The sequence below is a fragment of the Exiguobacterium acetylicum DSM 20416 genome (genome assembly GCF_000702605.1).
Lineage (GTDB): Bacteria > Bacillota > Bacilli > Exiguobacteriales > Exiguobacteriaceae > Exiguobacterium_A > Exiguobacterium_A acetylicum.
Genome location: NZ_JNIR01000001.1, coordinates 648928 through 673753, shown reverse-complemented (window position 1 = coordinate 673753; position 24826 = coordinate 648928). Strand labels below are relative to the sequence as shown.

19 protein-coding genes, 1 pseudogene and 1 other annotated feature are annotated in these 24826 nt (G+C 49.0%); of the genes and pseudogenes, 1 reads left to right on the top strand and 19 read right to left on the bottom strand.

Annotation, left to right across the window (positions count from 1 at the left end; all coding sequences use genetic code 11):
• Positions 1 to 37: 37 nt before the first annotated feature.
• Positions 38 to 242 (bottom strand) — a binding site (T-box leader).
• Positions 243 to 312: 70 nt separating this feature from the next.
• The 7 genes from P401_RS0103415 to P401_RS0103385 all read right to left on the bottom strand — a co-directional run bounded on the left by P401_RS0103415 (position 313) and on the right by P401_RS0103385 (position 8839).
• Positions 313 to 1458 carry an FUSC family protein gene (locus tag P401_RS0103415; RefSeq protein ID WP_023467731.1) on the bottom strand — a complete coding sequence of 382 codons (1146 nt, stop codon included), beginning with the start codon at positions 1456 to 1458 and terminating at the stop codon, positions 313 to 315.
• 105 nt (positions 1459 to 1563) lie between these two features.
• A complete protein-coding gene (locus tag P401_RS0103410; RefSeq protein ID WP_029341220.1) occupies positions 1564 to 3498 on the bottom strand; it encodes a PTS fructose transporter subunit IIABC in 1935 nt (644 codons plus the stop codon).
• Between the two features lie 17 nt (positions 3499 to 3515).
• Positions 3516 to 4436, bottom strand: a complete 921-nt coding sequence (gene pfkB / locus P401_RS0103405) for a 1-phosphofructokinase (RefSeq protein ID WP_029341219.1) — start codon at positions 4434 to 4436, stop codon at positions 3516 to 3518.
• A complete protein-coding gene (locus P401_RS0103400) occupies positions 4433 to 5179 on the bottom strand; it encodes a DeoR/GlpR family DNA-binding transcription regulator (protein WP_029341218.1) in 747 nt (248 codons plus the stop codon). The genes pfkB and P401_RS0103400 overlap by 4 nt, the downstream gene beginning before the upstream one ends.
• A 287-nt stretch (positions 5180 to 5466) precedes the next feature.
• Complete coding sequence (locus P401_RS0103395; protein ID WP_029341217.1) at positions 5467 to 6291, bottom strand: fumarylacetoacetate hydrolase family protein; 825 nt, start codon at positions 6289 to 6291, stop codon at positions 5467 to 5469.
• A 125-nt stretch (positions 6292 to 6416) separates the two neighbouring features.
• Positions 6417 to 7859: a SulP family inorganic anion transporter gene (locus P401_RS0103390; protein ID WP_029341216.1), complete on the bottom strand. Its 1443-nt coding sequence runs from the start codon at positions 7857 to 7859 to the stop codon at positions 6417 to 6419.
• Between the two features lie 71 nt (positions 7860 to 7930).
• Positions 7931 to 8839: a TetR/AcrR family transcriptional regulator gene (locus tag P401_RS0103385; RefSeq protein WP_029341215.1), complete on the bottom strand. Its 909-nt coding sequence runs from the start codon at positions 8837 to 8839 to the stop codon at positions 7931 to 7933.
• A 169-nt stretch (positions 8840 to 9008) separates the two neighbouring features.
• Here P401_RS0103385 and P401_RS0103380 point away from each other — a divergent pair, with 169 nt between their 5' ends.
• Complete coding sequence (locus tag P401_RS0103380) at positions 9009 to 10481, top strand: DHA2 family efflux MFS transporter permease subunit (RefSeq protein WP_029341214.1); 1473 nt, start codon at positions 9009 to 9011, stop codon at positions 10479 to 10481.
• On the opposite strand, the gene P401_RS0103375 is transcribed toward P401_RS0103380, so the two are convergent.
• The 12 genes and pseudogenes from P401_RS0103375 to P401_RS0103320 all read right to left on the bottom strand — a co-directional run bounded on the left by P401_RS0103375 (position 10460) and on the right by P401_RS0103320 (position 24768).
• A complete protein-coding gene (locus P401_RS0103375; RefSeq protein ID WP_081834686.1) occupies positions 10460 to 10990 on the bottom strand; it encodes a 4Fe-4S single cluster domain-containing protein in 531 nt (176 codons plus the stop codon). The two genes, P401_RS0103380 and P401_RS0103375, sit on opposite strands and share 22 nt — an antisense overlap.
• Positions 10962 to 12791 carry an anaerobic ribonucleoside triphosphate reductase gene (locus P401_RS0103370; RefSeq protein ID WP_029341212.1) on the bottom strand — a complete coding sequence of 610 codons (1830 nt, stop codon included), beginning with the start codon at positions 12789 to 12791 and terminating at the stop codon, positions 10962 to 10964. Before P401_RS0103370 ends, P401_RS0103375 begins: the two co-directional genes overlap by 29 nt.
• 241 nt (positions 12792 to 13032) lie before the next feature.
• Entirely contained in the window at positions 13033 to 15072 is a 2040-nt protein-coding gene (locus P401_RS0103365) for an ATP-binding protein (RefSeq protein WP_029341211.1), read from the bottom strand.
• Between the two features lie 101 nt (positions 15073 to 15173).
• A complete protein-coding gene (locus P401_RS0103360; RefSeq protein WP_412767678.1) occupies positions 15174 to 15713 on the bottom strand; it encodes an AAA family ATPase in 540 nt (179 codons plus the stop codon).
• Positions 15714 to 15799: 86 nt separating this feature from the next.
• Positions 15800 to 16483, bottom strand: coding sequence for an LrgB family protein (locus tag P401_RS0103355; RefSeq protein ID WP_029341209.1), 684 nt, complete (start codon positions 16481 to 16483; stop codon positions 15800 to 15802).
• Entirely contained in the window at positions 16476 to 16865 is a 390-nt protein-coding gene (locus tag P401_RS0103350) for a CidA/LrgA family protein (RefSeq protein WP_051656227.1), read from the bottom strand. The genes P401_RS0103355 and P401_RS0103350 overlap by 8 nt, the downstream gene beginning before the upstream one ends.
• Before the next feature lie 430 nt (positions 16866 to 17295).
• Positions 17296 to 19129, bottom strand: a pseudogene (mutL, locus tag P401_RS17490) (DNA mismatch repair endonuclease MutL).
• A 10-nt stretch (positions 19130 to 19139) separates the two neighbouring features.
• Complete coding sequence (gene mutS, locus P401_RS0103340; RefSeq protein ID WP_029341207.1) at positions 19140 to 21671, bottom strand: DNA mismatch repair protein MutS; 2532 nt, start codon at positions 21669 to 21671, stop codon at positions 19140 to 19142.
• 62 nt (positions 21672 to 21733) lie between these two features.
• A complete protein-coding gene (locus tag P401_RS0103335) occupies positions 21734 to 22171 on the bottom strand; it encodes a YlbF/YmcA family competence regulator (RefSeq protein ID WP_023467714.1) in 438 nt (145 codons plus the stop codon).
• A gap of 111 nt (positions 22172 to 22282) precedes the next feature.
• Positions 22283 to 23110: a DNA-3-methyladenine glycosylase family protein gene (locus tag P401_RS0103330; protein ID WP_029341206.1), complete on the bottom strand. Its 828-nt coding sequence runs from the start codon at positions 23108 to 23110 to the stop codon at positions 22283 to 22285.
• The gene (locus P401_RS0103325; RefSeq protein WP_029341205.1) at positions 23107 to 24375 is read right to left on the bottom strand and encodes a DUF445 domain-containing protein; all 1269 of its coding nucleotides are present in this window, start codon (positions 24373 to 24375) and stop codon (positions 23107 to 23109) included. The genes P401_RS0103330 and P401_RS0103325 overlap by 4 nt, the downstream gene beginning before the upstream one ends.
• 105 nt (positions 24376 to 24480) lie before the next feature.
• Entirely contained in the window at positions 24481 to 24768 is a 288-nt protein-coding gene (locus P401_RS0103320; RefSeq protein ID WP_029341204.1) for a hypothetical protein, read from the bottom strand.
• Between the last annotated feature and the right edge of the window lie 58 nt (positions 24769 to 24826).

The window sequence follows — 24826 nt, the reverse complement described above, 5'->3', positions numbered from 1 at the left end:
ATAGATAACAAAAAAGCCCCTGCCGAACGTATCGTTCGACAGGGGCGACGAAAGCCGCGGTACCACCCTGATTACCCAGTCGTCGACTGAGTCACTCATGATCGGGATAACGGTTTGCTCCGCTCGCTTACGCAAGAAGCTCAGAAACTGTAATTCAACACCATCTGTGTACACGTTCGCAGCGCCACGTGCTCTCTGAAACAGGGAGATGGTCTTTACTTCGGTTTCATCACCGCTTAATCTTTCGTTCTGTTATGCTGTTATACTGTTATGCTTTTAGCAAGTAAAGTATCGTTAAGGAGGACTATACGCTTACTTTTTACTTTCGTCAATGGCTTTTTTACGTTTAAATCGATTAAATGTTTTATCACGGACTGATTTTTGTTCGATCGTCAGTGATGTGATATGACGACGAAGCGCACCGTTGAGCCGTTTTTCGAATGCTTCAAGCTCTTGGATCCACTCATTCATCGAGACGACGATCGGTAAGATTTCCATGATGACTTCTTCCTCGAGTTCATCGCGGTCAAGGAAAGAGTGCTTGACGAAGGCGATGTTCTCTTTGACGAGATCCTCCATCGCGAGTGGTTCTTCCGTCAACAAGAGATCATATGTCAGCAAGACCTTCTCTTGTCGCTGTGCGATATGCATCAAGTGATAAAACAATTCACTCCGAAGATCGTCCGCAATCGAGTCAAGGGCCTTCTCTCGCTCTCTGAAGCGCTCTGCCGTCGCGACACCACGTTCGAGGCACGATTGCATATGTTTGAGAATCAAGAGGTTCCGTAAGAGCGAGGCGTGCTTTTGACGCGTTCCTCGAATCTCTTCCTTGTGTAGGTTGAACAGATTTTGTGTCTCAAGGAGCGAATTTGACATTTTATCAATCGCCGCCCGATATGGGGCGACCTTTCCTTCGAAGGCAATCGCTCGCGTGACGACGAGCAGTTTCTCGAAGAGTTTCGTCGCTTTCTGGTAATAGACATTGCCGTAACGCGGCGGGAAGATCAACGCATTGATGCCGAGCGCACAGCCAATCCCGAGCATGACGAGCAAGTAACGGATCAAGACGACTTGCCAAAGTGGTTCGGTCGCTGTCGCCACACTTTCGAGAATGACAATGATCATCAAGACGACGTGTGGAATCGTCCGCCCGAAACCAAAGGCTAGCAAAATCGAGATTGCTGCCATGATGACGATTCCGATTGCAAGCGGATTCGCCGGATTATCCCCTAATATCCAAAGGGCGAGTAACGTCAAAAAGGCACCAATCAAGTTGGCCTCTGCTTCCTCGAGAAATTGTTTCCATGTCTGATAGACCGAAGGCAGGAGTGTCGTCGCTGCCGAGATCGCAGGTAGGATCGGGCTGAGGTTGAACAGATTACTGATCAACAGCGCCAGGATGACCGCAAGACCTGTCTTGATGGTCCGTGGTCCGATTTGTAAGGATTGTCCACCCATGTCCATCCCTCCTTCTTATTCAGTATGCCCTCTATTCTTCACCGTTAGCCGTCAAAATTCAACAAAAAATCCCCTCCGTTTGAAAACGGAGAGGATTTAGATGAATTATGATGCTTTTGTACCTGTTCCTTCTGTCATTTCCGCTTTCGCGACCGATTGGTCAACAAGCGGTTTTTTGAGGAAGGAGAGGATTGCCGCACCGACGAGTGAACCGATGAGGATTGCACCCGCGTAACCGACGATTGCCATGACCGTACCTGATGGACCATCAAGTAACGGGAAGACGAAGATACCGCCGTGTGGCGCTGGGAGCAAGACGCCGAAGACGATTGTCAACGCACCAGCGATCGCTGAACCGATAACGCTTGATGGAATGACGCGGAGTGGATCGGCAGCAGCAAATGGAATCGCACCTTCTGTGACGAACGATGCACCCATTGCGTAAGCAGCGATACCCGCTTCCCGCTCTTGCGGTGTGAATTTCTTACGTGCGAACAATGTCGATGAGAAAGCAACGATGAGTGGTGGAACCATCCCACCCGCCATGACGGCTGCCATGACTTCCGTGTTACCTGCTGTAAGAGCAGCTGTACCGAAAACGTATGCTGTTTTGTTGATCGGACCGCCCATGTCGATTGCCATCATAGCTGCGACGAGCATACCGAGAAGAATTGCGTTCCCACCACTGAGATCGTTCATTGAATCGGTGAGCCATTTCATGAATTGCGCGATTGGTTCATTGACGACGAGCAACATGATTATCCCTGTGATGAACGAACCAAACAGTGGATAGAGCAAGACCGGTTTGATTCCTTCAAGTGCTGCCGGGAGACCTTTGAAGACTTTAACGAGCAGAAGAACGACGTAACCTGCAAGGAAACCGGCAATCAATCCACCGAGGAAACCAGCGTTACCGTTACTTGCAAGGAAACCAGCGATCAGACCAGGAGCAAGACCCGGTTTATCGGCGATCGACATCGCGATAAATCCAGCAAGGATTGGAATCAAGAGAGCGAATGCCGCTTTCCCGATTGTCATTAACTGAGCAGCGAATTCATTGTATGATGGATCATCCGGGTTCGCGGAGTTGATTCCCCAGAAGAAACTGATCGCGATCAAGAGACCACCAGCAACGACGAGTGGCAACATTGCCGATACACCGCTCATCAAGTGTTTATAGAAGCCACCGCGGGCTGGTTTCGAGCTCTCACCCGAGCCGCTTGCCTTATAGACAGGTGCGTCTTGTTTGACAGCACGGTTGATCAATTCTTGTGGTTTACGAATCCCTTGCGCAACTGGTACTTCGACGACGTGTTTCCCGTTGAAGCGATCCATCTCAACCGCTTTATCCGCTGCGACGATGATTGCTGTCGCATCGTTGATGTCTTGTTGTGTCAAACCGTTTTTGACACCAGTCGATCCGTTTGTTTCAACTTTAATACGGACACCCATCTCTTCCGCTTTTTGACGCAGAGCATCAGCTGCCATATACGTATGTGCAATCCCTGTCGGACAAGCTGTGACAGCAAGGATATAAGGCGCATCTTGATCGACGTTGTCGCTTGAGACGTCAACTGGACCTTCTTCTTCGCGTTCTTTCGCTTCGATTGCCGCGATGACTTCATCTTTCGTTTTAGCTGCAAGAATCGTATCACGGAAGTTCATGTCCATCAGATAAACAGATAGTTTCGAGAGTGTTTCAAGGTGCGCGTTATCCGCGTTCTCTCCTGCTGCAATCATGAAGAACAACCGACTTGGTTGACCATCGAGTGCTTCGTAATCAATACCTGCCGAGCGACCGAAAGCGATTGCTGGTGTTTTGACCGCTGCTGTTTTTGCGTGCGGGATGGCAATGCCTTCCCCTAAACCTGTCGTACTTTGCGCTTCCCGTGCGAGAATCGCTTCTTTATATGCCGAGCGATCGTTCAGTTTTCCTGCCCGATCGAGGACGTTGACGAGTTCGTCAATGACAGCGGCTTTAGATGACGCTTGTAAATCGAGCTGAATCGTATCACGTGTCAAGAGATCTGTAATTTTCATGAGTAGTCACACTCCTTTTAGGATTGAATGAGTTCAACGACATTGACGTCTTCGAGAAGACGATCGATATCTTCCTTCGTACAAAGACCGAAGGAATAAGCAGACGCACTACCAGTCGTGACCGCATAGCGGAATGCTTCTTCTGGTGATTTGCCAAGCGCATGGCTGGCAACGAATCCGGCGACGAGTGAGTCCCCAGCACCGACGGAGTTGACAAGCTTCCCAGCCGGTGTGTTTGCCGTGTAGGCACCTTGACGATTGACGAGCAGTGCTCCGTCTCCTGCAAATGAGATGACCACGTTCTCGGCACCACGCTCGACGAGTTGTTGGGCGTAAGGAACCGCCATCTCCTTCGACGTAATCTCGACGTCAAAGATTTCACCGAGTTCATGGTGATTCGGCTTGATTAAAAATGGACCAAGCGGTAAGACTTCAAGCATCGCTTCCTTCGTCGTATCAACTGCGAAGCGGACGTTCCGTTCATTCAAGATCGTCGCGATATGACGATAGAGATCATGCGGTAGACTGCTTGGGATACTGCCTGCGAAGACGACGATATCACCGGCTTGCATCGTCTTGAATCGGGATAATAAATGCTCTAGCTCTTCCGGTTGAATCTTCGGTCCCACTGCATTCAACTCAGATTCTTGATCAGCACGAATCTTAACATTGATCCGCGTCTCATCTTGAATCGGTGTGAAGTCGGTTAAAACGCCTCGTTTCTCGAGTTCCGTCCGAATGAATTGTCCGGTACTTCCTCCAAGGAATCCGAGTGCTTGTGTTTCTACCTCATAGTTTTTTAGGACGAGAGAGACGTTGATTCCTTTCCCTCCGGCCACTTTTTCCGCCTGTTCGACACGATTGACTTGTCCTGCCTCAAATACCGGTAACGTGACATAATAGTCGATGGATGGATTGAGTGTCAGTGTATAAATCATTTCGCGTTCACCACCTCTGTGTATTGACTGTATTTCGCTTCTTGCTCGCTGGATGTCGTCGTGATGATCGTCGCCGCTTGCAAGGACGCCACCCGACTGAAGCTGATTGCATCCAGTTTCGTCTCATCGACGAGTACATACGATTGTTTTGCTAACTCGATCGCTGTCTTCTTTACGAGTGCCTCTTCCGGATCTGGTGTCGTGAAGCCTTGTGTCGGATGAACACCGTTCATCCCAAGGAACGCGACATCAAAATGGTAAATCAACATTCCTTCACGTGCGTTGTAACCGACGAGTGCTTGCGTTGAATGCTTCAGTTGACCTCCGACGACGAACGTCGGGATACGGTGATAGAGTAACGTGTTCGCTAGAGGAAGACTGTTCGTCACGACCGTAATCGCCTTCTCTTCGAGATACGGAACGATGGCAAGCGTCGTCGTTCCGGCATCGAGGTAGACATACATCCCGTCTTCGATCAGGTCAGCGGCCGCTCGTGCGATCCGTTCCTTTTCTTCGACATGTTTGTCACTCTTTTCGAAGTAACTCGGTTCCTCAATTTGCAAATGGTTCGCTGTCGCGCCCCCGTGCACCCGACGCAGATGACCTGCTGTCTCAAGCTGTGATAAATCCCGACGAATCGTAGACTCACTGGCACCGGTTTGCTCGACGATTTTTTGCATCTTGACGACTTCTTCTCGAGCTAGTAATTCGAGAATGAGTTGATGGCGTTTTTTCGTTAACATAAGGTTTCCCTCCACATCTATAATATAAAGCGTTTACATTCAAAAATCAATCAAAAACGTTCAAAAATTATATAATTTCTCTATAAAACGTTCAAAATACGACTTTTTTCGACATTAAACCGTCCTTATAGTTTCATTATACATCAAAAACGGTCATATGATGACTGTTTTATCGAATAAAATCAATCATTTTTCAAATTATCTATGTATTTCGCAAAATAAAAAACCGCTTTCCAAAGTAATGTGGAAAGCGGTGAATGAAATTCAATCATTTCGGTCATCTTCGTTCACTGGACTTCATTTTGCAGGCGACCGATTCCTTCAATCGATACCTCGACGACATCCCCTGTCTGAAGGTAGACCGGTGGTTTCATGCCGTGACCCACACCAGCTGGAGTTCCTGTCGCAATGATGTCCCCTGCTTCAAGCGTCATTCCGCGCGACACTTCAACTAAAATCGTCACGACGTCGCGTAACATCAACGCGGTTGATCCCGACTGTCGGAGTTGCCCGTTCACGCGCGTCTCGACGAGGACGTCACGTGGATCAAAGCTGTCCGCTGAGACGATGACCGGTCCGAACGGACAGAACCCATCAAGCGATTTACCACGGAAGAACTGGACGTGTTCTTTTTGTAAATCCCGCGCTGTCACGTCATTGACGATACTATAGCCGAACACATGATCAAGTGCATTTTCTGGTGTCAAATCACGCCCCGTTGTGCCGATGATGATGGCAAGTTCCCCCTCATAATCCAGTTGCTGCGTCAAATCCGCATGCCGTTCGATTGGTTCGAACGGACCGACGATCGATGTCGGTGCTTTCGTGAACAAGACGAATTTCCCTGCTCCCGCCGTATCCATCTCCTTGATGTGATCGGCGTAGTTCTTGCCGACACAGATGACGTTTCGTGCCGGTACATACGGCGCGAGCTGACGAACATCCCCTTTAAGTAGTGGCGCGATATCTAGATCAAGGTCAACATCGAACTCACGTGAAATCACTTCAAACAATGAATCCGTATAGACTTGTGCCGTCACATCATATGTAGAGCCATCCCGTTCAACCCCAATACCTACTTTTCCTTCATGCTCAAATCGAAACCATTTCATCTTAACTGCCCCCTTTTGTTTTTAGTATAGCGAAACCAATCAAGGGACGCACTTCTCATCGTCAATCAGAAGGAAACAAAAAAGCGGTCGACATCGTGTCGACCACTTCCTCATATCCTCTTCCGTTATGCGATTCGCTGCGCTAATCGATCGACGAGCGCTTGCGACTCTTCATTCAATCCAGTGAGTTCGACTTTTTTGCCGAGACGTTCGTATTTCAAGACGACGTTTTCGATCGCTTCGATAGCGGAATCATCAAACAAGTGACACGCCGAGAAATCGAGCGTGATGACGGACGATGGATCAGCGTCGAGCTGGAATTGTTCCGCAAATGCTGTCGTCGACGCGAAGAACAACGGGCCACGAATCGTGTAACGGACTCGATCTGTTTGCTCCTTGCGCTCGACTTGAATGCGCGAAATTTTTGAAGCGAATAATAACGCCGCAAGCAAGATCCCGACAAGAACGCCCATTGATAAATCGTTCGTCAATACAGTGACGAGAACAGTTGCGAGCATGACCGCAGAATCACTTTTTGGTGACGTCTTGAGCATCTTGAATGAACCCCAGTCAAACGTCGCATACGAGACGAAGAACATGACACCGACGAGTGCTCCCATTGGAATCGTCATCAATAGATCATTCATCGTAAACATCAACAGCATTAGGAACACACCTGCTGTCAATGTCGACAATCGCCCACGCCCACCCGACGTGACATTGATGACCGATTGACCGATCATCGCACAGCCCGGCATTCCACCGAACATACCCGCGATGATGTTCGCAATTCCTTGTCCACGTGATTCCATTGCTTTGTTCGACGTCGTATCCGTCATCTCGTCGACGATTCGTGCCGTCAGCAACGATTCGATCAAACCGACGAATGCAAGTGACAAAGCATACGGGAAGATGATTTGGAGCGTCTCAAGTGAGAACGGAACATCCGGTAAGAAGAAGCTTGGTAACGCCGCTTCGATTTGTCCCATGTCTCCAATGACTCGTGTATCGAGTGAGAAGACGACCGTCAACACTGTCATTATCGTGATCGCAACGAGTGGTGCCGGGATTGCTTTCGTCACGTGTGGGAATAACAAGATGATGGCGAGTGATGCGGCAACCATTGCGTACATGATCCAGTTCTGTCCTTCGAACTGCGGCAGTTGTGCCGAGAAAATCAAAATCGCTAACGCATTGACGAATCCGACCATGACGGATCGAGGAATGAATCGTAATAACTTAGCAATTCCTAAAAATCCGAACGTGGTTTGTAGAATTCCGGCAAGGATACCGGCAGCTAGTAAATAATCGACACCATGGTCCTTGACGAGCTGGACGACGACGAGTGCCATCGCACCGGTCGCAGCTGAAATCATTCCGGGACGACCGCCGGCAATCGAGATGACGATTGCAATGATGACGGAAGCGTATAAACCGACCATCGGATTAACGCCAGCGATCAGCGAAAACGCGATTGCTTCCGGAACGAGTGCTAAGGCGACGACGATTCCGGACAGCAAATCCGCTTTTGGTTGCAGGAACCACTCTTTTTTCCATTGAGTAAACATATGATGATGAGACCCCTTTTCTAACATGAATGGTCTCAGTGTAATCTGGTTAGTTTCAAAAATCAACCTTTTTAGGAAGTTTTGGTCCGCACACGGGCAATCTCATCGACCATCGCCTTATAGGTTGCCATGATTTCCTGACCCGCAAAGACCGGATCTTCGTCCATCGTCTCGAGTGCCCGGCGTAGAAGATGAATTTTTGGTTTCTTCCGTTCGAGTAGTTCTTCATAGATGAAATCAAGAACCTCTTCATGGGCTTCCTTCGATTCATCGGAAATCGATGACAGGGTAATCAAGCGTTTCATATGCGCACTCGTCTTCTCGAACAAATCCTTCCGAATGACGACTTCATCTTGTGGCCGATCGAGCCAAACGGATAGGAAGCGCGGCGGAATCAACTGTTCTTCCGTCCGACTGACGTCTTCGACGAGATGCGTCAATCGATTGAATACGTAACGGACGACACGTTCCGGTTGTGTGTTCGGTTCGGATTGTCGGAAGAAGTACATCGCATATTGCAACATTCCTGTATAAATGACCGCTAAATCTAGAAGATACGGTTCTTTCGTCTGACCGAATAAATCACGTAATCGTTCAAACGTCCATTCGATCTCGAGAAGACGGTTATTCTCCATGAACGTCTTCAGTTCTTTTTCATTTGAAGCAATCGCCTCTTCGAACAACGTATACAATTTATATTTTTGCATCAGTTCCAAGTAACAGTTACCTTGTTGAATGAACGTCTCATAATCTGAGACATCTCGTCCGACGAGAATTTCCTTGCGCGCTGTCCGCATCTTTTCAAAGACGGTATTGAATACATCGATGAATAATTCATTTTTAGAGGAGAAGTAGTTATAGAACGTTCCTTTGGAAACGTTACTGTGCTCAAGAATGTCCTGGATGGACGTCGATTGATAACCTTTTTCGACGAATAGCTGATAGGCGGCATCTAGAAGTTGTTTCTTTTTTGAATTCATGGTCTTGTCCTTTTCTGTTCAAATGATTGCAATGGTTTAACAATCACTTATTTTAGTGTATGAAGCAAATAATTTGAATTCATTCGACTTAGCCTGGTAAGATAGCCAAGTTAGTCATAGAATTCAAGTCTAACATTTTAGACTCGTAGTACAAAAGGAGCATAACGAAATGCAATCAAGCAAGCAATCATCACGACTTTATTTAATTTTAACTGTCCTTATGGCAGGTGCGTTCGTTGCGGTCCTGAACTCAACGTTACTTAATATTGCCTTACCGTCGATCATGGGATCCTTCGGTATTCAGGCAAGCACCGCCCAGTGGTTGACGACGGGCTATATGCTCGTCAACGGAATCATGATTCCAACGTCGGCCTTCCTTGTCCAGAAGTTCTCGACACGTCAACTGTTCTTGACGGCGATGACGCTGTTCTCACTCGGTACAATCATCGCTGGACAAGCACACGTCTTCCCGCTTCTACTCGGTGCGCGGATGATGCAGGCATCTGGTTCTGCGATCATGATGCCACTATTAATGAACGTTCTTTTGACCGGTTTCCCGATCGAGAAACGCGGACAAGCAATGGGCATCTTCGGACTTGTCATCACGTTCGCCCCAGCCATCGGACCTACATTGTCCGGCTGGATTCTTGAACATTATGAATGGCGGATGTTGTTCCATCTCGTTACACCGATCGCATTACTCGTACTGTTCACGGGTGCCTTCTTATTGAAGAAAGAGACGGTTCGTAGCACACTCAAACTCGATTTATTTTCACTCGTTCTCTCAAGCTTTGGTTTCGGTGGTTTGCTGTATGGATTTAGTTCCGCTGGTTCTGCCGGATGGGGATCTTGGACGGTCATCGGATCATTGATCATCGGTGTGATTAGTCTGACTTCCTTTATTATACGTCAATTCATGCTCGAAGAACCGATGCTTGAGTTCGGGATTTTCCGTTATCCGATGTTCGCCTTATCGCAAGGAATTTCGATGGTCTTGAACATGTCGATGTTCTCCGCCATGATCTTGATGCCGATCTATATCCAGACGATTCGCGGTATCTCACCGTTTCACTCTGGTCTCTTGATGTTACCGGGTGCGATCGTCATGGCGATCATGTCACCAATCACAGGTCGTCTGTTCGACCGATTCGGTGCTCGGATCCTTGCGATCATCGGCTTATCACTGACGGTCTTAACGACGTTCTCGTTTAGTCAGCTAGCTGCGGATACGTCATACGCGTTCCTCGTCATCATGTATACGCTACGTTTCCTTGGAATCTCGATGGTCATGATGCCCGTCATGACGAACGGGTTGAACCATATTCCGCAACACTTGACGCCACACGGTACGGCATTGAACAATACGTTGTCACAAGTATCAGGTGCGATCGGTTCAGGTCTGCTCGTGACGATCATGACGTCGCGGACGAAACATCACGTTCCGGAACTTGCTTCACAACCTGAAGCCGCTAATCCGGAATGGTTGCAAATGCAGGCGATGATCGAAGGGATCAATGATACGTTCTTCATCGCGACGTTACTTGCACTCGCGGCATTGATCTTATCGTTCTTCATCAAAAAACGACGGACGACGACACTCGCAGTCGTCGAATCCGTCGATCAAGAACAAAAATATGCATAATCTGATTCTCCCCTGTCTGATGAGACGGGGGAGTTTTTGTTTTTGTGTAACACTCTTTTTTGCAGTTGCTGTCGATCATAAATTCGTTGATTCGTACTGCCCCGAAAACGTGTCGTTCGGTCGAGTTTCGACAGGATGAACGGACCATCGATGAGTCCGTCTAGTCGCAGTATTAGTGGATGCCACCGTCGACGCTGTAAGATTTCCTCTAGTACATAGCCAGTATATAAAATGACGTCATAATCTGGTCCAAGTTGTTCGAGAAGTTGCACAAGTGCTGCCGCTTGAAGCATCGGCTCGCCGCCGGATAATGTTAAACGACGATTTCCGATCGCCTGAATCCGTTCCACTGTTTCTTTAATCGTCCAATCCACTCCACCTGCCAGATCCCAGGAGGACGGATTATGACAGCCGACACAATGGTGTGGACAACCGGCAAGAAACAGGACCGTTCGCAAACCGGGTCCATCAACGACAGAATCAGGATGAAGGGAAAGAACGCGTAACATCGTGCTTCACCCGATTCTGCTCTTCAGCCCGTTTTGCCTCATTCCAACGGTCCAGTGTACCGACGAGATATCCTGTGATGCGTCGAATCCGTTCGATCGATCTACTTCCGCAAACCGGACACTGATCCTCGATTGTCTGCTCCGTTCGACAATCAAGACAACGATCGACGGGATGATTGATTGACCCATAGCCGATTCCAGCTTCCGCCATCAAACGAACGATGTCTTCAATCGCTTGCGGATTTCCAGCAAGGGCACCATCTGTCTCGACATAGGTGATATGTCCACCATTACATAATGCATGAAACGGTGCTTCGAGTTGAATCTTTTCACGGATCGTCACGGGCGCATCGACAGGGATATGAAAGGAGTTCGTGTAATACGGTTGATTGGTCACTCCTTTGATTTCACCGAAGTCACTAGCATCACGACGTGTGAACTTACCTGATAACCCTTCAGCTGGAGTTGCCAGTAAACTGAAGTTCAATCCCGTCATCTCGCCATAGTTGTCGACGACCGTTCGCATCGCTTGAATCAAGGCAATACCAATCTGGTGCGCCAGTTCGGAATACCCATGATGATTGCCCGTCAAAACGGTCAAACATTCCGCGAGACCGATGAAGCCGACTGCTAACGTCCCGTGCTTGAGGACCGGACCCACCTGATCCGTACTTTTCAGCATCTCACCGTCTTTCCAGACATGTTGATATAAAAATGGAAACTCGTCAGCCGTTCGACTTGCCTGGAACTCATAACGCGCGATGAGTTGCCGGCATGCAAGTCTTGTCGTCTCTTGGACGGCTTCGAACATTTGATCGACGGTTTGACTCTGAAGTGCCAAACGGACGAGATTGATGCTCGTAAACGATAAGTTGCCTCGACCTGTGACAGACGGGATGTCTCCACGATCTTCAAACACACGGGTCCGGCATCCCATATACGCGACTTCTGCTCCCCCCGGTTGCTCCTGACAGTTAAATGGTGCATCAAGAAACGCAAAGTTCGGAAACAATCGTTTTCCTGTCACGCGGGTGGCAAGTTGAAACAAATCGTAGTTCGGATCCGTCGGTGACAGGTTGATGCCTTGTTTGACTTTAAAGATTTGAATCGGAAAGATCGGCGTCTCCCCTCTTCCTAACCCTCGTTCCGTCGCTGTCAGCAAGGCGCGCTGAAAGAGCCGCCCTGCCTGCGTCGTATTCGTCCCATAATTGACGGATAAAAACGGCACCTGTCCACCGCCGCGTGAATGCATCGAATTCGTATTATGGATGAACGCTTCGCACGCCTGAAACGTCTTTTCATACGTCTCCTGCCATGCGCGCCGCTCCCGCTTGCGTCGCTTCCAATGCGGCACAAGGGCGTTTAGTTTGGTCCATTCGCGTTGGTAGGTCTTTTCGACGAATGGCGCTACATCATCGTCAAAGGTCGCGAAGGCTTGTCCGCCATGCTGCATGTTTTGATTCGCTTGGACGATGATTGCCGCAAGGGCGAGGGCAGAACGGATGTCTTGCGCTGGTCGGATTGAACCGTGTGTCGTCTGAAATCCGTTCGAGAGTAGCTGACCGAGCGGAATCTGAGCACACGTCGTCGTACCGGTCACGTAATAATCGGCGTCGTGGATATACAAGATGTTGTCGTCAAGCGCCTGCAAGACATCTGCTTCGAGATGTCGTCGCATCATCTGCCGCGCTGCTTCCCCAGCAATCCGCTGTAATTTCGCAAGCGGTGTTTTGCCATCAATGTTTGCATTCTCTTGTTCGATATCTTGCGGTGGTGTGAGTAACGCTTCTAAGCTCTCCATGATTCTTCTTCCTCTCACGCTTTTTTGTAATCACTATAGCGAGAGTACAGAAACGTTCGCAATCCCTGCACAATTTACGATTTTTTCAACTGTTTCAGCCGTTCTGTCATCAATCTGTTCGATTTATCGTTCAAATGTCTGCATCTTACTCGTTTTAGCCAAACGCATGAATTTGGACGAATCTCACACGTGAAACGACAAAAAAAGAAGAGGCGCATGATATCGCCTCTTCTTCGTCTCTTCATTCTGCTTCGAGTAACGCGTCTGTCGCACTCGGCAATTTGACCCGAAAGACCGTTCCTTCTCCAAGGATCGATTCGACTTCGATATTGCCATCATGTGCGCGAACGATTTCCTTACAGATTGATAATCCAAGACCTGTCCCGCCAATCTTTCGGCTGTCTGAGTTGTCGACCCGGTAAAACTTGCTGAATAAATGCGGCATAGAATGGCTTGGAATCCCGATCCCGAAATCGCGAACGCTGAGTTCGATTTGATTGTGTTGGTGAGTCATCGTCACGACGACATCCCCGCCGTCCGGTGAGTACTTCACCGCGTTATTCAAGAGATTACCGAGTAACTGTTTCATGCTGTTCGCATCTGCCTCGACCATGAAGTCCTGTTCATCATTCAAATCAAGTTTCAGACTGTGTTGCTCCGTCGCTGCTTGATAGAACTGAATTTGTTCCTTGACGATTTCTTTCAGGTCAAAGATTTGTTTGTCATACTCTTGCTTTCCTGACTCCATCCGCTGGACGTTCAAGAAGTCACTGACGAGATCGGTCAGACGTTTTGATTCATCGTGAATCGTCTGCAAGTATCGCTTGTTCCGCTCAGGATCCAAATCCCGTTTCAACATTAGCTCCGTAAAGCCAAAAATTGAAGAGAGCGGTGTTCGAAGTTCATGCGAGACCGTTGAGACGAGTTCCGACTTCACGCGGTCGACTTCTGTCTCAGCCGTGACGTCACGGAAGACGAGAATCGTTCCTTTTGAATGTCCCCCGTGCGCAATGGCTTCGGCATAGACTTGAATGAAGTATTCACCTTGGTCGATCGACAAGGAAAACATGCCCTCCGGAATCTCACCCGATAAGACTTCTTCAAAGTATGCTTCAAACGCTTCCTTTTGATCCATCTGCTCGAACATCGTTTCCGGTCGGACTTCGAGGAAGGTCATCGAATCGTTGTCTTCTTCGACTTGTAACGACTGGAAGATATCGAATAACGCCTGATTTCCTAAGATCGTCTTCTCTTCGTGTTTGATGTAGAGAATCGCTTCCCGAACGGAATTCAACAGTTGTGCCGTCTCTTTTCGTTCGTATTCCATCTGTTCATAGAGTGACATTCGCATTAATGAAATGGCGATCTGTTTTGAGAACGATTCAAGCTCCGCCAAGTCTTTTTGATTGAATGGCGCATCAAAGCGGGCCAGATAGAGACAAGCAATCAATTCTTCCTTCGCCGGGTCCATGATTGGGATGACACCTTCATAGACGTGATACGGATACTTGATGAGATCATCATTCGCGACCTTTTTCGAGGAATGTGCCGTTTCCTTTGAAATCATGACGCGTTTCAGTAGCAATGATTCTGTTTTTAAGCTCTCCTGCTGATCCTCCGTCATTTCTTTTGGAACGACTTGCGCGATCTCATTATTCTTAATCAGTAAGAGGGCACCGAATTCTGTCTTCGTCAACCGCACGATCGTACTGATGACAGAGGAATAATCAAACAAACTCTCTTTTGAAGCAAGCGTTTCGATCAGTTCATTACGATCTTGTAAATGGAGCTCATTCGTCCGTGTCACTTCCAAGGCGCGTTCGAGCTCGTTCTGCTTCTGTTGTAAGACCTTCTGGTTAAGCTCCATCTCTTGATTCTTATCTGACAGTTCCGCATGTTGAGAAGAGATCGACCGTGCCATCCGGTAAAACGATGCCGTCAGTTGATCGACTTCATTATGGCTGTCGACGTCATGCTCGAGCGAAATTGACTTGCCTTCTGCGAGACGACGACTCTTGACGTTCAGTTCGCGTAGCTGTGACGTCACCCGATGAATCAATGGGCGAACGATGAACAGTAGACAAAATAAAAAAATCATCAAGTTCAAGAACCAGAACCATTGTGTCTTTTGTAACTGGTCGAGTACTTGTTCCTTCGTCCGACCGTCTGCATTATCCACATATAAATAACTGGCAACCGATGTGACGACACTTAGTGCAAAGACACTATAAAAAATCGCCATCAACTGTCTGCCTAGTTTCTCAGTCATCCAGTGTTTCATGTTCATAAATCCTCCTAGCAATAAGTTGCCCTTCATTCAAGATTGTTTCCTCCTCATCCTATATCACCTATTGATTCCCGGAAACATCTTTCTTGAACCCTTTACGGTCGGGCAGGCGAGAGTCCGATTCCGGTCACGAGAGCAATCGCATCAATGACTTGCCCTTTCGTCAGATCATCCGTCTCAATCTGTTGACTGAACAGCGGATCGGATAATTGCCGTAGTCGTTGTTCCGCTTGTTGACCGCCCCATGAGTTCGGACGCTCAAAGCGGCTGATCAGGCGGCGTTTGACGGTCGCCTCCTTCGCCATCAGTGCGATATGACGGACATCATGCCCGTTCTCGCGTAACGTACCGATGATTTCCTGAAAGTACGCCGGGTTCGTTAAGGTCATTGGTACGATGATCCGTGCTTTTTCCGTATCAAGCTGTTCGAGGAGCTGTCGGTTGAACGTGCGCCACAACGGCTCATCCTGAAAATCATCCTTGTTTTCCGGCAGTTGCGCCCGTAAGAAATAGCCTGTCTCCTCTGGATCAAAGATGTGTGATCCGCTCCAGCGTTGTTGTAGCCCTTTGGCTGCCGTCGTCTTCCCGACACCAAACGTACCGTTAATCCAAATGATCATCTTATTCTCCTCCACCCTGTTTTCTGTTGTACTATACTGCAAAAGTGGTCGACAAGTTTCAATCGGTTACAAAAAAACACTCCGTTGAAAAAACAGAGTGTTTACCCATATAACCATGTGATTAAAAACGGTGCGATGACGCTAGCACAGACGGCCGTCAAGACCATCGTCAGCAGACCGACCGCCCCTTCACGTTGGTCAAGACTCATTGATTTCGTCGCGCCCATGACGTGGGCAATGGATGCTAAGCCGACGCCACGGCTAACGAAGTGACGAATCTTAAGTCCTGTCATGAGTTTTGGACCGACGATCGATCCGGTTAACCCCGTCAATAAAACGAAGGCTGCCGTTAGCGTCGTCGTCCCACCTGCTTTTTGCGAAATCGCCAAGGCAACAGGTAACGTGACTGATTTCGGTAACAGGGCAAGGTTCGTCGTCCGCTCAAGATGGAGCAGCAGACCGAGTAACAGATCTGAACTCATTGCAATACATGTTCCAAGTAATACACCCAGTCCGATTTCGGGTAAAAAGCGCCGAACGTGATGTCGGACGCGGTAGAGCGGAATCGCAAATGCCGTGATCGCTGGACCGAGCATCTTCGACAAGTACTGTCCCCCTTGCATATATTCTGCATGTGAGACCCCACTATAGATGAGGATGATAATCAGGACAGCCGTCACCGTCAGGATCGGTAACGTCCAGACACGAGGATGCCGTTGGTAAATGAACATTGCGCCACTGAATAAAAGAATGGTCAAAATGATCCAGAACAGTGTCTCACTCATGTGGTGTCACCGCCTCTTTCCGGTGTGCTAAGCGGTCGACGATATACGCTGAGCCGACTAACGTCAGGAGGCTGCTGACGACGACGATTAATAGGACTTGAAGACCAGATGTTCGAAGGAATGCTGTATAATCCATGATTCCAGACAGTGCCGGAACAAAGAATAACGGCATGACGAACAGCAGAAAGGTTCCGCCCCGTTCGACAGCGACGAGAGGAAGCAGTCGACTTTTTAACGTCACGTACAGAAGAATCAAGCCGATGATGTTACCGGGTAAGGGTAACTGGAAAGTTTCGCTCACCCAGTCCCCACTGAGTGAAAAACAAAAAATAAGTGCGATTTGAGCAATGATTTGAATGATACGCATGATGCGTGACAACATGATAAAGGTCCCCTTGTTAACAGTTTCGGGTCTTATTATCCGCCTCTTTCCTTCAACAATCAATGAAATCTAGTTAATCAACTGAAGTAACCGTTCTCATGCAAATCCACACCTTTTTTTGTAATAGCACAAACAAAAACTAGTCAATCGTGTATCAGTACAACAAATGATTCGAGACGAACAAAAAGGAGCTGATTCCAATAAAGAATGACGCGTCTGTTCATGCCCTTTCCTCAGGCGAGACACAAGACCCGCTTTCCTGCTTCATTCAAGCAGGAAAGCGGGTCTTGTTTGTCTCTGACAGCGCATAAATGCGCTTTTTCCTGTAGGAGTTGCGTGTGACACGTCATTCTTTGCAGAAACTGACTTTTGAGTCAGCTCCCTTTTTAATCTGAGACGACACCTGAATGGGATCGTCTCCTCTTCATGATTACATGACCCGTTTGAATAACTTCTCAAGTTCATACGTCGTCCATTCGATGATGACCGGGCGTCCGTGTGGACACGTGAACGGCATCTCCGTCTTCGCTAGATCGTCAATCAACCGGCGCATCATCTCATCGTTCAACGGATGATTCGCCTTGATTGATTTTTTACATGCCATCATGATGGCGGCATCTTCCCGGTACGTCTCAAGATCGATTTTTCGCTTCATCAAGGCTTCATCGAGTAATTCCTGAATCGTCTCTTCCTGCCGATGCGATGGGAACCACGTCGGAACTTCTCGGACGATGAAGCTTTGTGGACCGAATGCTTCAAACTCGATGCCGACGTCTTTTAGCAACGGAAGGACTTCATCCATCCGTTTCATATCATCCGACGAGATTTCAAACGTATACGGCAAGAGCAATTGCTGTCGTTGTTCCGGTGGTCGACCGAACATGACTTTATACGTCTCGTATTTGATCCGTTCCTGTGCTGCATGTTGATCAATCATATACATCCCGTCTTCCCCGGCACAGACGATATAGGACGAATGGAGTTGACCGATGACGTCGAGATGCGGAAAGCGCGGACGCGCGGGTGGTTCCTCAATCGGTTCAGCAAACTCCTGCTTGACCGGCTCGATGGGCTCGAACAGATCATCATCGTTGCTAAACGGTAATGATTTCTCTACAGGTGGTCGATCGTCCTCTTGCGGCTTTTTCGGAATCGGATAATTCCAGACCGCTCGCGATGACGTTTCTTCGACTGGTTCCGCGACGTAAGAAAAATCAAGTTTTTCCTGGCTACTCGGATCCTTTTTTGGTTTCGGTGGCGTCACTTTCGGAATCAGCGTCTCCCGGCTGAGCGTCATCTTGATTGTCTCCTGGATCAACTGGCAGAGCTCCATCTCTTTTGAAAGACGGACTTCTCGTTTCGCCGGGTGGACGTTGACATCAATCAGGAGTGGATCCATCGTCACCTCGATGACTGCAATCGGATACCGCCCAATCGGTAAGAGCGTATGGTAACCGTTCAAGACCGCTTGCGTCAGGGCGAAGTTTTTTGACCGAACGTCCATTCAAAATCAACGTGATGTAATTCTTTGAGGCACGGGTCACTTCCGGTTTGACGAGATGACACGTCAATTGATAATCGGCATTCGCACCTTTTGCGACCAACGTCCCTTGGATCGTTTGATGACCGTAGACGCTCGCCAGCGCTTGCCGGACGTCTCCTGATCCGTTCGTCTGAATCAACGTCTTCCCTTCATGGGTAGCCCGAAGCTTGACGTCCGGATGGGCGAACGCCATCCGGTTCAACACGTCCGTGATTGCCGCAAGCTCCGTATGCGTCGTCTTCAAATACTTCAATCGAGCCGGTGTGTTGAAGAAGAGATGCTCGACCGTCAATTCCGTTCCCCGGTTCATTGCTGCTGGCGTCCGTTCGACGACCGTCCCGTACTCAAGCGTCACTTGAATCCCTTCCGCGTCCTCACGTTTCGTCTTCAACGTCACTTTACTGACAGACGCGATCGAGGCAAGTGCCTCTCCGCGAAAACCAAGTGTCTTGATTCGGAACAAGTCATGCTCGTCCTTAATCTTACTCGTCGCGTGACGGACGAAAGCCAGTTCAGCGTCATCCGGGTAAAACCCGTGTCCGTTGTCGCGGATCGTCATCCGTTTCATTCCAGCTTCTTCGAGTTCGACATCGATTTGGGTCGCACCGGCATCAAGTGCGTTCTCGACCAGTTCCTTGACGACCGACGCTGGTCGTTCGACGACTTCTCCCGCCGCGATCCGGTTCGCTAAACTATCGGATAATTCACGAATGATTCCCACTGCATTCTCCTCACTTTCTCGCTTCGGCTTGTAGACGATACAGCGTATTCAATGCCTCGAGCGGCGTCATATTGATCAAATCAAGACTCGCCATCGTCTCTCGCAGAGGATCCGCATCTGAGAACAGACTGAGTTGATCAATCGGCTCCTCCTGAACAGGAGCTTTTACAGGTACTGCGACCGGAACAGGCTCAGCCTGCTCGAACTCGGACAAGAGGACTTGCGCCCGTTCGATCAGACTATCTGGTAAATCAGCTAACCGCGCGACATGGATTCCGTACGATTGGTCGGCTTTTCCGTCGCGTACTTCATGCAAGAAGACGACACGCCCATCTTGTTCAACGGCACGGACGTGAACGTTCGCTAATCGATCAATCGATTCTTCGAGCACCGTCAGTTCATGATAATGGGTCGAAAATAGCGTCTTCGCTCCAACGCGCCGGGCGATGTATTCAACGATTGCTTGTGCGAGTGCCATCCCGTCGTACGTCGAGGTCCCACGACCAATTTCATCTAGCAGGATCAAAGACCGGTCCGTTGCACGCGTCAAGGCTTCTTGTGTCTCGACCATCTCGACCATGAATGTCGACTGTCCACTGACGAGGTCGTCTGCTGCCCCGATCCGGGTGAAGATTTGATCGAAGATCGGCAGTTCCGCTTGAGCAGCTGGTACGAACGAGCCAATTTGATGCAATAAAGCAATCAAGGCGAACTGTCGCATATAGGTCGATTTACCGGACATGTTCGGTCCAGTGATCAACAGCATCTCGCGTCCTTCGTTTAAGGTAATCCCGTTCGCGACGTATTCACCGCGCGGTAAGACTGTCTCGATGACCGGGTGACGTCCTTGCTGAATATCAACTGTTCGTCCCGTCGTCGTGATTGGTCGGACATAGTCGTGCGTTTCAGCAATCTCAGCTAGTGCGACGAGGACGTCGAGTTCCGCGATCCGGCGACTGACCCGTTGCAAGCTTTCGATATGTCCTTTGACTTCATCGCGCACTCCACAGAAGAGATCGTACTCGAGTGTGACACTCTTCTCTTCCGCCCCTAGGATCAGCGCTTCTTTTTCTTTTAATTCCGGTGTGATATACCGTTCGGCATTGGCGAGTGTCTGCTTCCGTTCATACCGTCCTTCTGGCAACAGCTTGGCATTGGCTCGTGAGACCTCGATGTAATAACCGAAGACGCGATTGTAGCCGATCTTCAACGTCTTGATTCCGGTTGCTGCCCGTTCACTGGCTTCAAGTGTCGCAAGCCATGTCTTTCCGTCTTTTGAGGCGACGAGTAACTCGTCGAGATCTGCTGAATAACCAGCCTTAATCATTCCGCCCTCTTTCGTTGAGATTGGTGGTGCTTCAACGAAAGCACGATCGAGCAAATCGCTCAATTCGTCGTGCGGATCGAGTCCGAGACTGAGCTGACCAAGACGTTCGCTCATCATCTCCTCGAGCGCTGATTGAATGCGGGGAATCAGCCGTAACGTCGACTTCAATTGAACGAGGTCGCGCGCTGAAGCCGTACCGTAACCGACTTTTGCGACGAGTCTCTCGAGATCATAGACTTCGCGTAACGTATCTTTTAATTGCTGACGTTCGAAGTAGTGTTGCAACAATTCCTCGACAGCGTCGAGCCGCTCGGTGATCACGCGTTCCGATAACAACGGTTTTTCAAGCCAGCGTTTCAACATCCGTCCGCCCATCGCTGTACCTGTCACGTCAAGTAAACCAAGCAACGAACCTTTTTTGTCTCCTGTCCGTGCCGAGCGGACTAGTTCGAGATTCTTGACCGTATTTGGCTCGAGTTGCATGAAGTCATTCGCTTTATAGACGACAGCGGGTTGTAGATGTGTCAACGCTCTTTTTTGTGTATCGTGCATGTAGGCATAGAGCACCGCAAAGGCTTCCGCTTGGGCTGCATCAATCGCACGATCCCCGTGCGGATGCGATTCGCGCCGAGAACTACGCGTCAGTGGAATCCGTAAGTGCGCGAGCGCCGTCTCGTGTTCCTCTGTCGTGACGATGATTTCCCGTGGCAAAATGATGCTCAGTTCTTTGACTACACCGTCGAGTGTCGCAACACTTGTCAAGGCACTCTCACCTGTTGAGACATCACCGCGAGCAATCCCAAAACGACCGTCCTGTTCGACGACCGCGACTAAGTACCGATTCTCTTTTTCCGTCAACGCGGACATCAACGTTCCCGGTGTGATGACTTGGATGACTTCGCGTTTGACGAGTCCTTTCGTCAACTTCGGATCCTCGACTTGATCACAAAGTGCCACTTTATAACCACGCTCGATCAACTGTTCGATGTAGCCGTTCGCTGCGTGATGAGGCACGCCACACATCGGAATCGGATGTTCCGCGTTCTTTCCATTTTTCGCCGTCAGCGTTAACTCCAGTTCATGGGCGACCTTTTTGGCATCCTCAAAGAATAATTCGTAAAAATCACCGAGCCGATAAAACAAAAAGGCATCCGGATAATCCGCCTTGATCGAGAAGTATTGTTTCATCATCGGAGTGTTGTGTACTGCTTCCATTCTTCCACCTCATTCGTAGAAAAAGCCGACGGATGTCCGTCGACTTTTCGTTCATTTCGTGATTAGTAGCCGCAACCGCCGCTTTTGTTTTCTGCTTCCATGCCGCTACCTGTCTTACCAGCGAGAACATCTCCGTCCGTCGCTTCGATGATTTGATCCGTAATCCCGTTCGAGATCGTCACCGTGATGTATTGGAGAAGTCCGTTGACTTCTTCTTGTGTTTCTTGGAACTGTTGGACGACAGGCATCTCATCGAGCTCAGCGAACAATTTATCGAGCTTCGCTTCGACACGTGCGAGTGCTTCTGTTTTGCCGTAATGTTGGCAGTTGACTGCCTCTTTTTGAAGGAACTTGATTTGTTTCATCATCTTTTGGACTTTTTCATTCCCATTGATGTTGGCTTCTGCCGCTTTAAATCGTTCTACTTCCGGTGTCTCTGAAATCATTTTGGCGATTTCATTGGCTTTTTCGATGATTTGTTCATCTGTATACATCCACATTCGTCCCCTCTATCGTTAGCGAACACGTCGCTTCCCTTAGCATTCTGAACGATTCCTCGTTCTGTCGCATTCATTATACCGTTCTCGCGATAGAGTGACAAGAATAGTTCCTTATTCAATCGAACGCCATAATAGATAGGCGGCGTGACTGCGGACAGGAGCAAATTCTTCCGCCAGTCGTGTCGCTTCTTCCACCGATGGTCGATACCCGAGTAACCGTTCAAAAGCCCGTAAAATCCCGATGTCCGATGCCGGAAAGAGATCCGGACGACCGTATCCGAACATCAGGACGTTTTGAACCGTCCATGGTCCGACGCCTTTCAGTGCAATCAACGTCTCAGCAATTTCTGCGTCAGTCGCTGACGTCAATCCATCATAATCAATCGGTGCCGTCGCTACGCCGAGCAAGTAATCGACTTTACGTCCTGATAGTTGCAGAGCGAGCAAGTCCTCACGACGCGCAGCAGCTAATTGGCGCGGTGTCGGCGGAAGGATGATCCCGTCTTGGACCGTTCCGAATGTTCGAAAGACACGTTCCGTCAATGTATGGGCAAACGTCAGATTGATTTGTTGATGAATGATTGAACGGATCAAGGCCGTGAATGGTGAATGATCCAGCACGAGTCGTTCATCGCCGAACCGTTCGACGATCGCGTGTAACGACGTCGCTTTGAGACGTTGCGCAGGATTCGGCTCACTAAGTCGAAAGCGTCGCTTGAGTTGCGTCAGCACCGCTGCTTGTGGTCCTGAACCGTCAATCCGTAACATGTAACCATCGATGGCTTCTATCGTCGTGATGTACGCCTGATCGTTGATGAAGACTGGAACCATGAGTCGCCCTGCACGTTCGACTTGTAACGGGTCTTCCGTCAAACGAGACATAACACCCTTAAAATCAAATGCTTCCGACAACGTCAGATCATATGTCCAGCGGCTCATCCGACGAATACCTTGATTGCACCAAGAATCAGACCGATGATGAATCCACACAAGGCTCCGTTGACCCGGATCCATTGCAAGTCACTGCCGACCTTATCTTCGATCATATTAATCAGCGTCTCGGTATCGAAGCGGTTTAAGTTCTCACGGACGAGTCCACCGATTTTTTGGTGATTTTGTTCGACGAAACGAACGAGTTGCTCCTTCATCCACTGATCACTGCTATCCTTGAACGTCGGATGTTGTTCCCAGTCGTCTAAGGCGCGCGAAAGCATCGGCATCGCCCGTTCCGACCAGAAGGCATCTGACGTCAAGTAGCGTTCGAGCTCAATCAGACCAGCATCATAAGCGCGTTCAATGACTGGAACGAAGTCAAACCGGTCGACCTCGCTTGCCTTCCAGGCATCGATTTTTGCTAGACGCTCTTCATCAACCGATAACTGTGCTAGATTGCGGCGCAGATGATCAAGAATCGCGAGTCGATTCGGATGATGGACGTGTCGCATATCTTGAATGACCGTCAACAAGACGCCTTGAATGACCAGACTGAGTTTTTCTTCCGAATAGACTTTTTGGACGGTTCGCGCCGTCACCCGCAAGAACGTATTCTTTTCTTGATCGATCATCGCCGTATAGGCAAGGCGCCCAATCTGATCTCGGATGACGGGATCTTCGAGCAGACGTTGCCCATAATCGAGTAACTGATCCATCAGCAACTCATCAAGTCGACGTTCCTCGTTCAATTGCATCGCCCGGACAGCCAACCGTTTTGACGGATACGCTTTGATCGTCTCCGTCACCCGGGTATTCGCAAACTCAAGAATCGCCTCTTTCGGTAGTTTCCGGATCAGACCGACCATTAGTTCGGTAACGGTCGCTCGAAAAGCAGGCAGAACCAGAATCGAGCGTAAGATTTTGATGACACGATCCGCGAGCGTCATGTGCTGCAGTTTCGCGACGATACTTTCTTTATTCAGTAAGTCCGTCTCGAGCATATGAACGATCGATTCGATGACCCGTTCCCGATTTTTCGGCAACAGGTTCGTATGGGGAATCTTTAATCCAAGTGGATGGCGAAACAATGCCGTGATCGCGAACCAGTCGGCGATCCCACCGACGAGTCCGGCTTCAAAACCACTCTGGAGCCAAAAGATCCACGCATTTTCTTTAAATGGCAATGAGACGACGAATCCGACCGCCATGAAAATCAACGAGACGGTCGCAAGCCGCCGTGTCGATGTTTTAGGTTGTTCAAGTGATGACACATCGTTTCCTCCTTCAATTGAGTCACTTACCTACCTTACGAACGGGATGAGGATTAGGTTTCGACACGAAAGAGCCCCAGTCATCGACTGGGACTCCCTATGTACTTAAAACGTGTATTCACCAAAACGGTCGCCATCCCATGTCGCGGTTGCCGTTGAGACAAAATAGACTAGTCCGTTGCCGAATGTATTTTCCATTAATGAAACGAGTTGTTGACCATTCGTCTGCTCGACGAACGCTAATCGGACTTCTTCTTTCCCTTGATAAATCCGTTCGTAGACACTTAAACCGCGTGCATTGAGAAACGTACGTGCCGACTCGAATTGAATCGGACCGACTTCAGGTCGTCGTTCCTGAATGAACGACTGACATTTTTGCTCGAATGTCTCCATGGTTTTTCACTCCTTCTCTCTTTCTGTTCATGGATATCATGTTCCCGACTCTTCTTCA

Excerpts from the sequence above, each read along its gene's own strand:
- P401_RS0103350 (WP_051656227.1), bottom strand. The coding sequence starts at position 16,865 with ATGTTGTCACGCATCATGCGTATCATTCAAATCATTGCTCAAATCGCA.
- P401_RS0103335 (WP_023467714.1), bottom strand. The coding sequence starts at position 22,171 with ATGTGGATGTATACAGATGAACAAATCATCGAAAAAGCCAATGAAATC.
- P401_RS0103355 (WP_029341209.1), bottom strand. The coding sequence starts at position 16,483 with ATGAGTGAGACACTGTTCTGGATCATTTTGACCATTCTTTTATTCAGT.
- P401_RS0103390 (WP_029341216.1), bottom strand. The coding sequence starts at position 7,859 with ATGTTTACTCAATGGAAAAAAGAGTGGTTCCTGCAACCAAAAGCGGAT.
- pfkB (WP_029341219.1), bottom strand. The coding sequence starts at position 4,436 with ATGATTTATACACTGACACTCAATCCATCCATCGACTATTATGTCACG.
- P401_RS0103380 (WP_029341214.1), top strand. The coding sequence starts at position 9,009 with ATGCAATCAAGCAAGCAATCATCACGACTTTATTTAATTTTAACTGTC.
- P401_RS0103320 (WP_029341204.1), bottom strand. The coding sequence starts at position 24,768 with ATGGAGACATTCGAGCAAAAATGTCAGTCGTTCATTCAGGAACGACGA.
- P401_RS0103365 (WP_029341211.1), bottom strand. The coding sequence starts at position 15,072 with ATGAAACACTGGATGACTGAGAAACTAGGCAGACAGTTGATGGCGATT.
- P401_RS0103395 (WP_029341217.1), bottom strand. The coding sequence starts at position 6,291 with ATGAAATGGTTTCGATTTGAGCATGAAGGAAAAGTAGGTATTGGGGTT.
- P401_RS0103410 (WP_029341220.1), bottom strand. The coding sequence starts at position 3,498 with ATGAAAATTACAGATCTCTTGACACGTGATACGATTCAGCTCGATTTA.
- P401_RS0103375 (WP_081834686.1), bottom strand. The coding sequence starts at position 10,990 with ATGTTACGCGTTCTTTCCCTTCATCCTGATTCTGTCGTTGATGGACCC.
- P401_RS0103400 (WP_029341218.1), bottom strand. The coding sequence starts at position 5,179 with ATGTTAACGAAAAAACGCCATCAACTCATTCTCGAATTACTAGCTCGA.
- mutS (WP_029341207.1), bottom strand. The coding sequence starts at position 21,671 with ATGGAAGCAGTACACAACACTCCGATGATGAAACAATACTTCTCGATC.
- P401_RS0103415 (WP_023467731.1), bottom strand. The coding sequence starts at position 1,458 with ATGGGTGGACAATCCTTACAAATCGGACCACGGACCATCAAGACAGGT.
- P401_RS0103385 (WP_029341215.1), bottom strand. The coding sequence starts at position 8,839 with ATGAATTCAAAAAAGAAACAACTTCTAGATGCCGCCTATCAGCTATTC.
- P401_RS0103370 (WP_029341212.1), bottom strand. The coding sequence starts at position 12,791 with ATGGAGAGCTTAGAAGCGTTACTCACACCACCGCAAGATATCGAACAA.
- P401_RS0103330 (WP_029341206.1), bottom strand. The coding sequence starts at position 23,110 with ATGAGCCGCTGGACATATGATCTGACGTTGTCGGAAGCATTTGATTTT.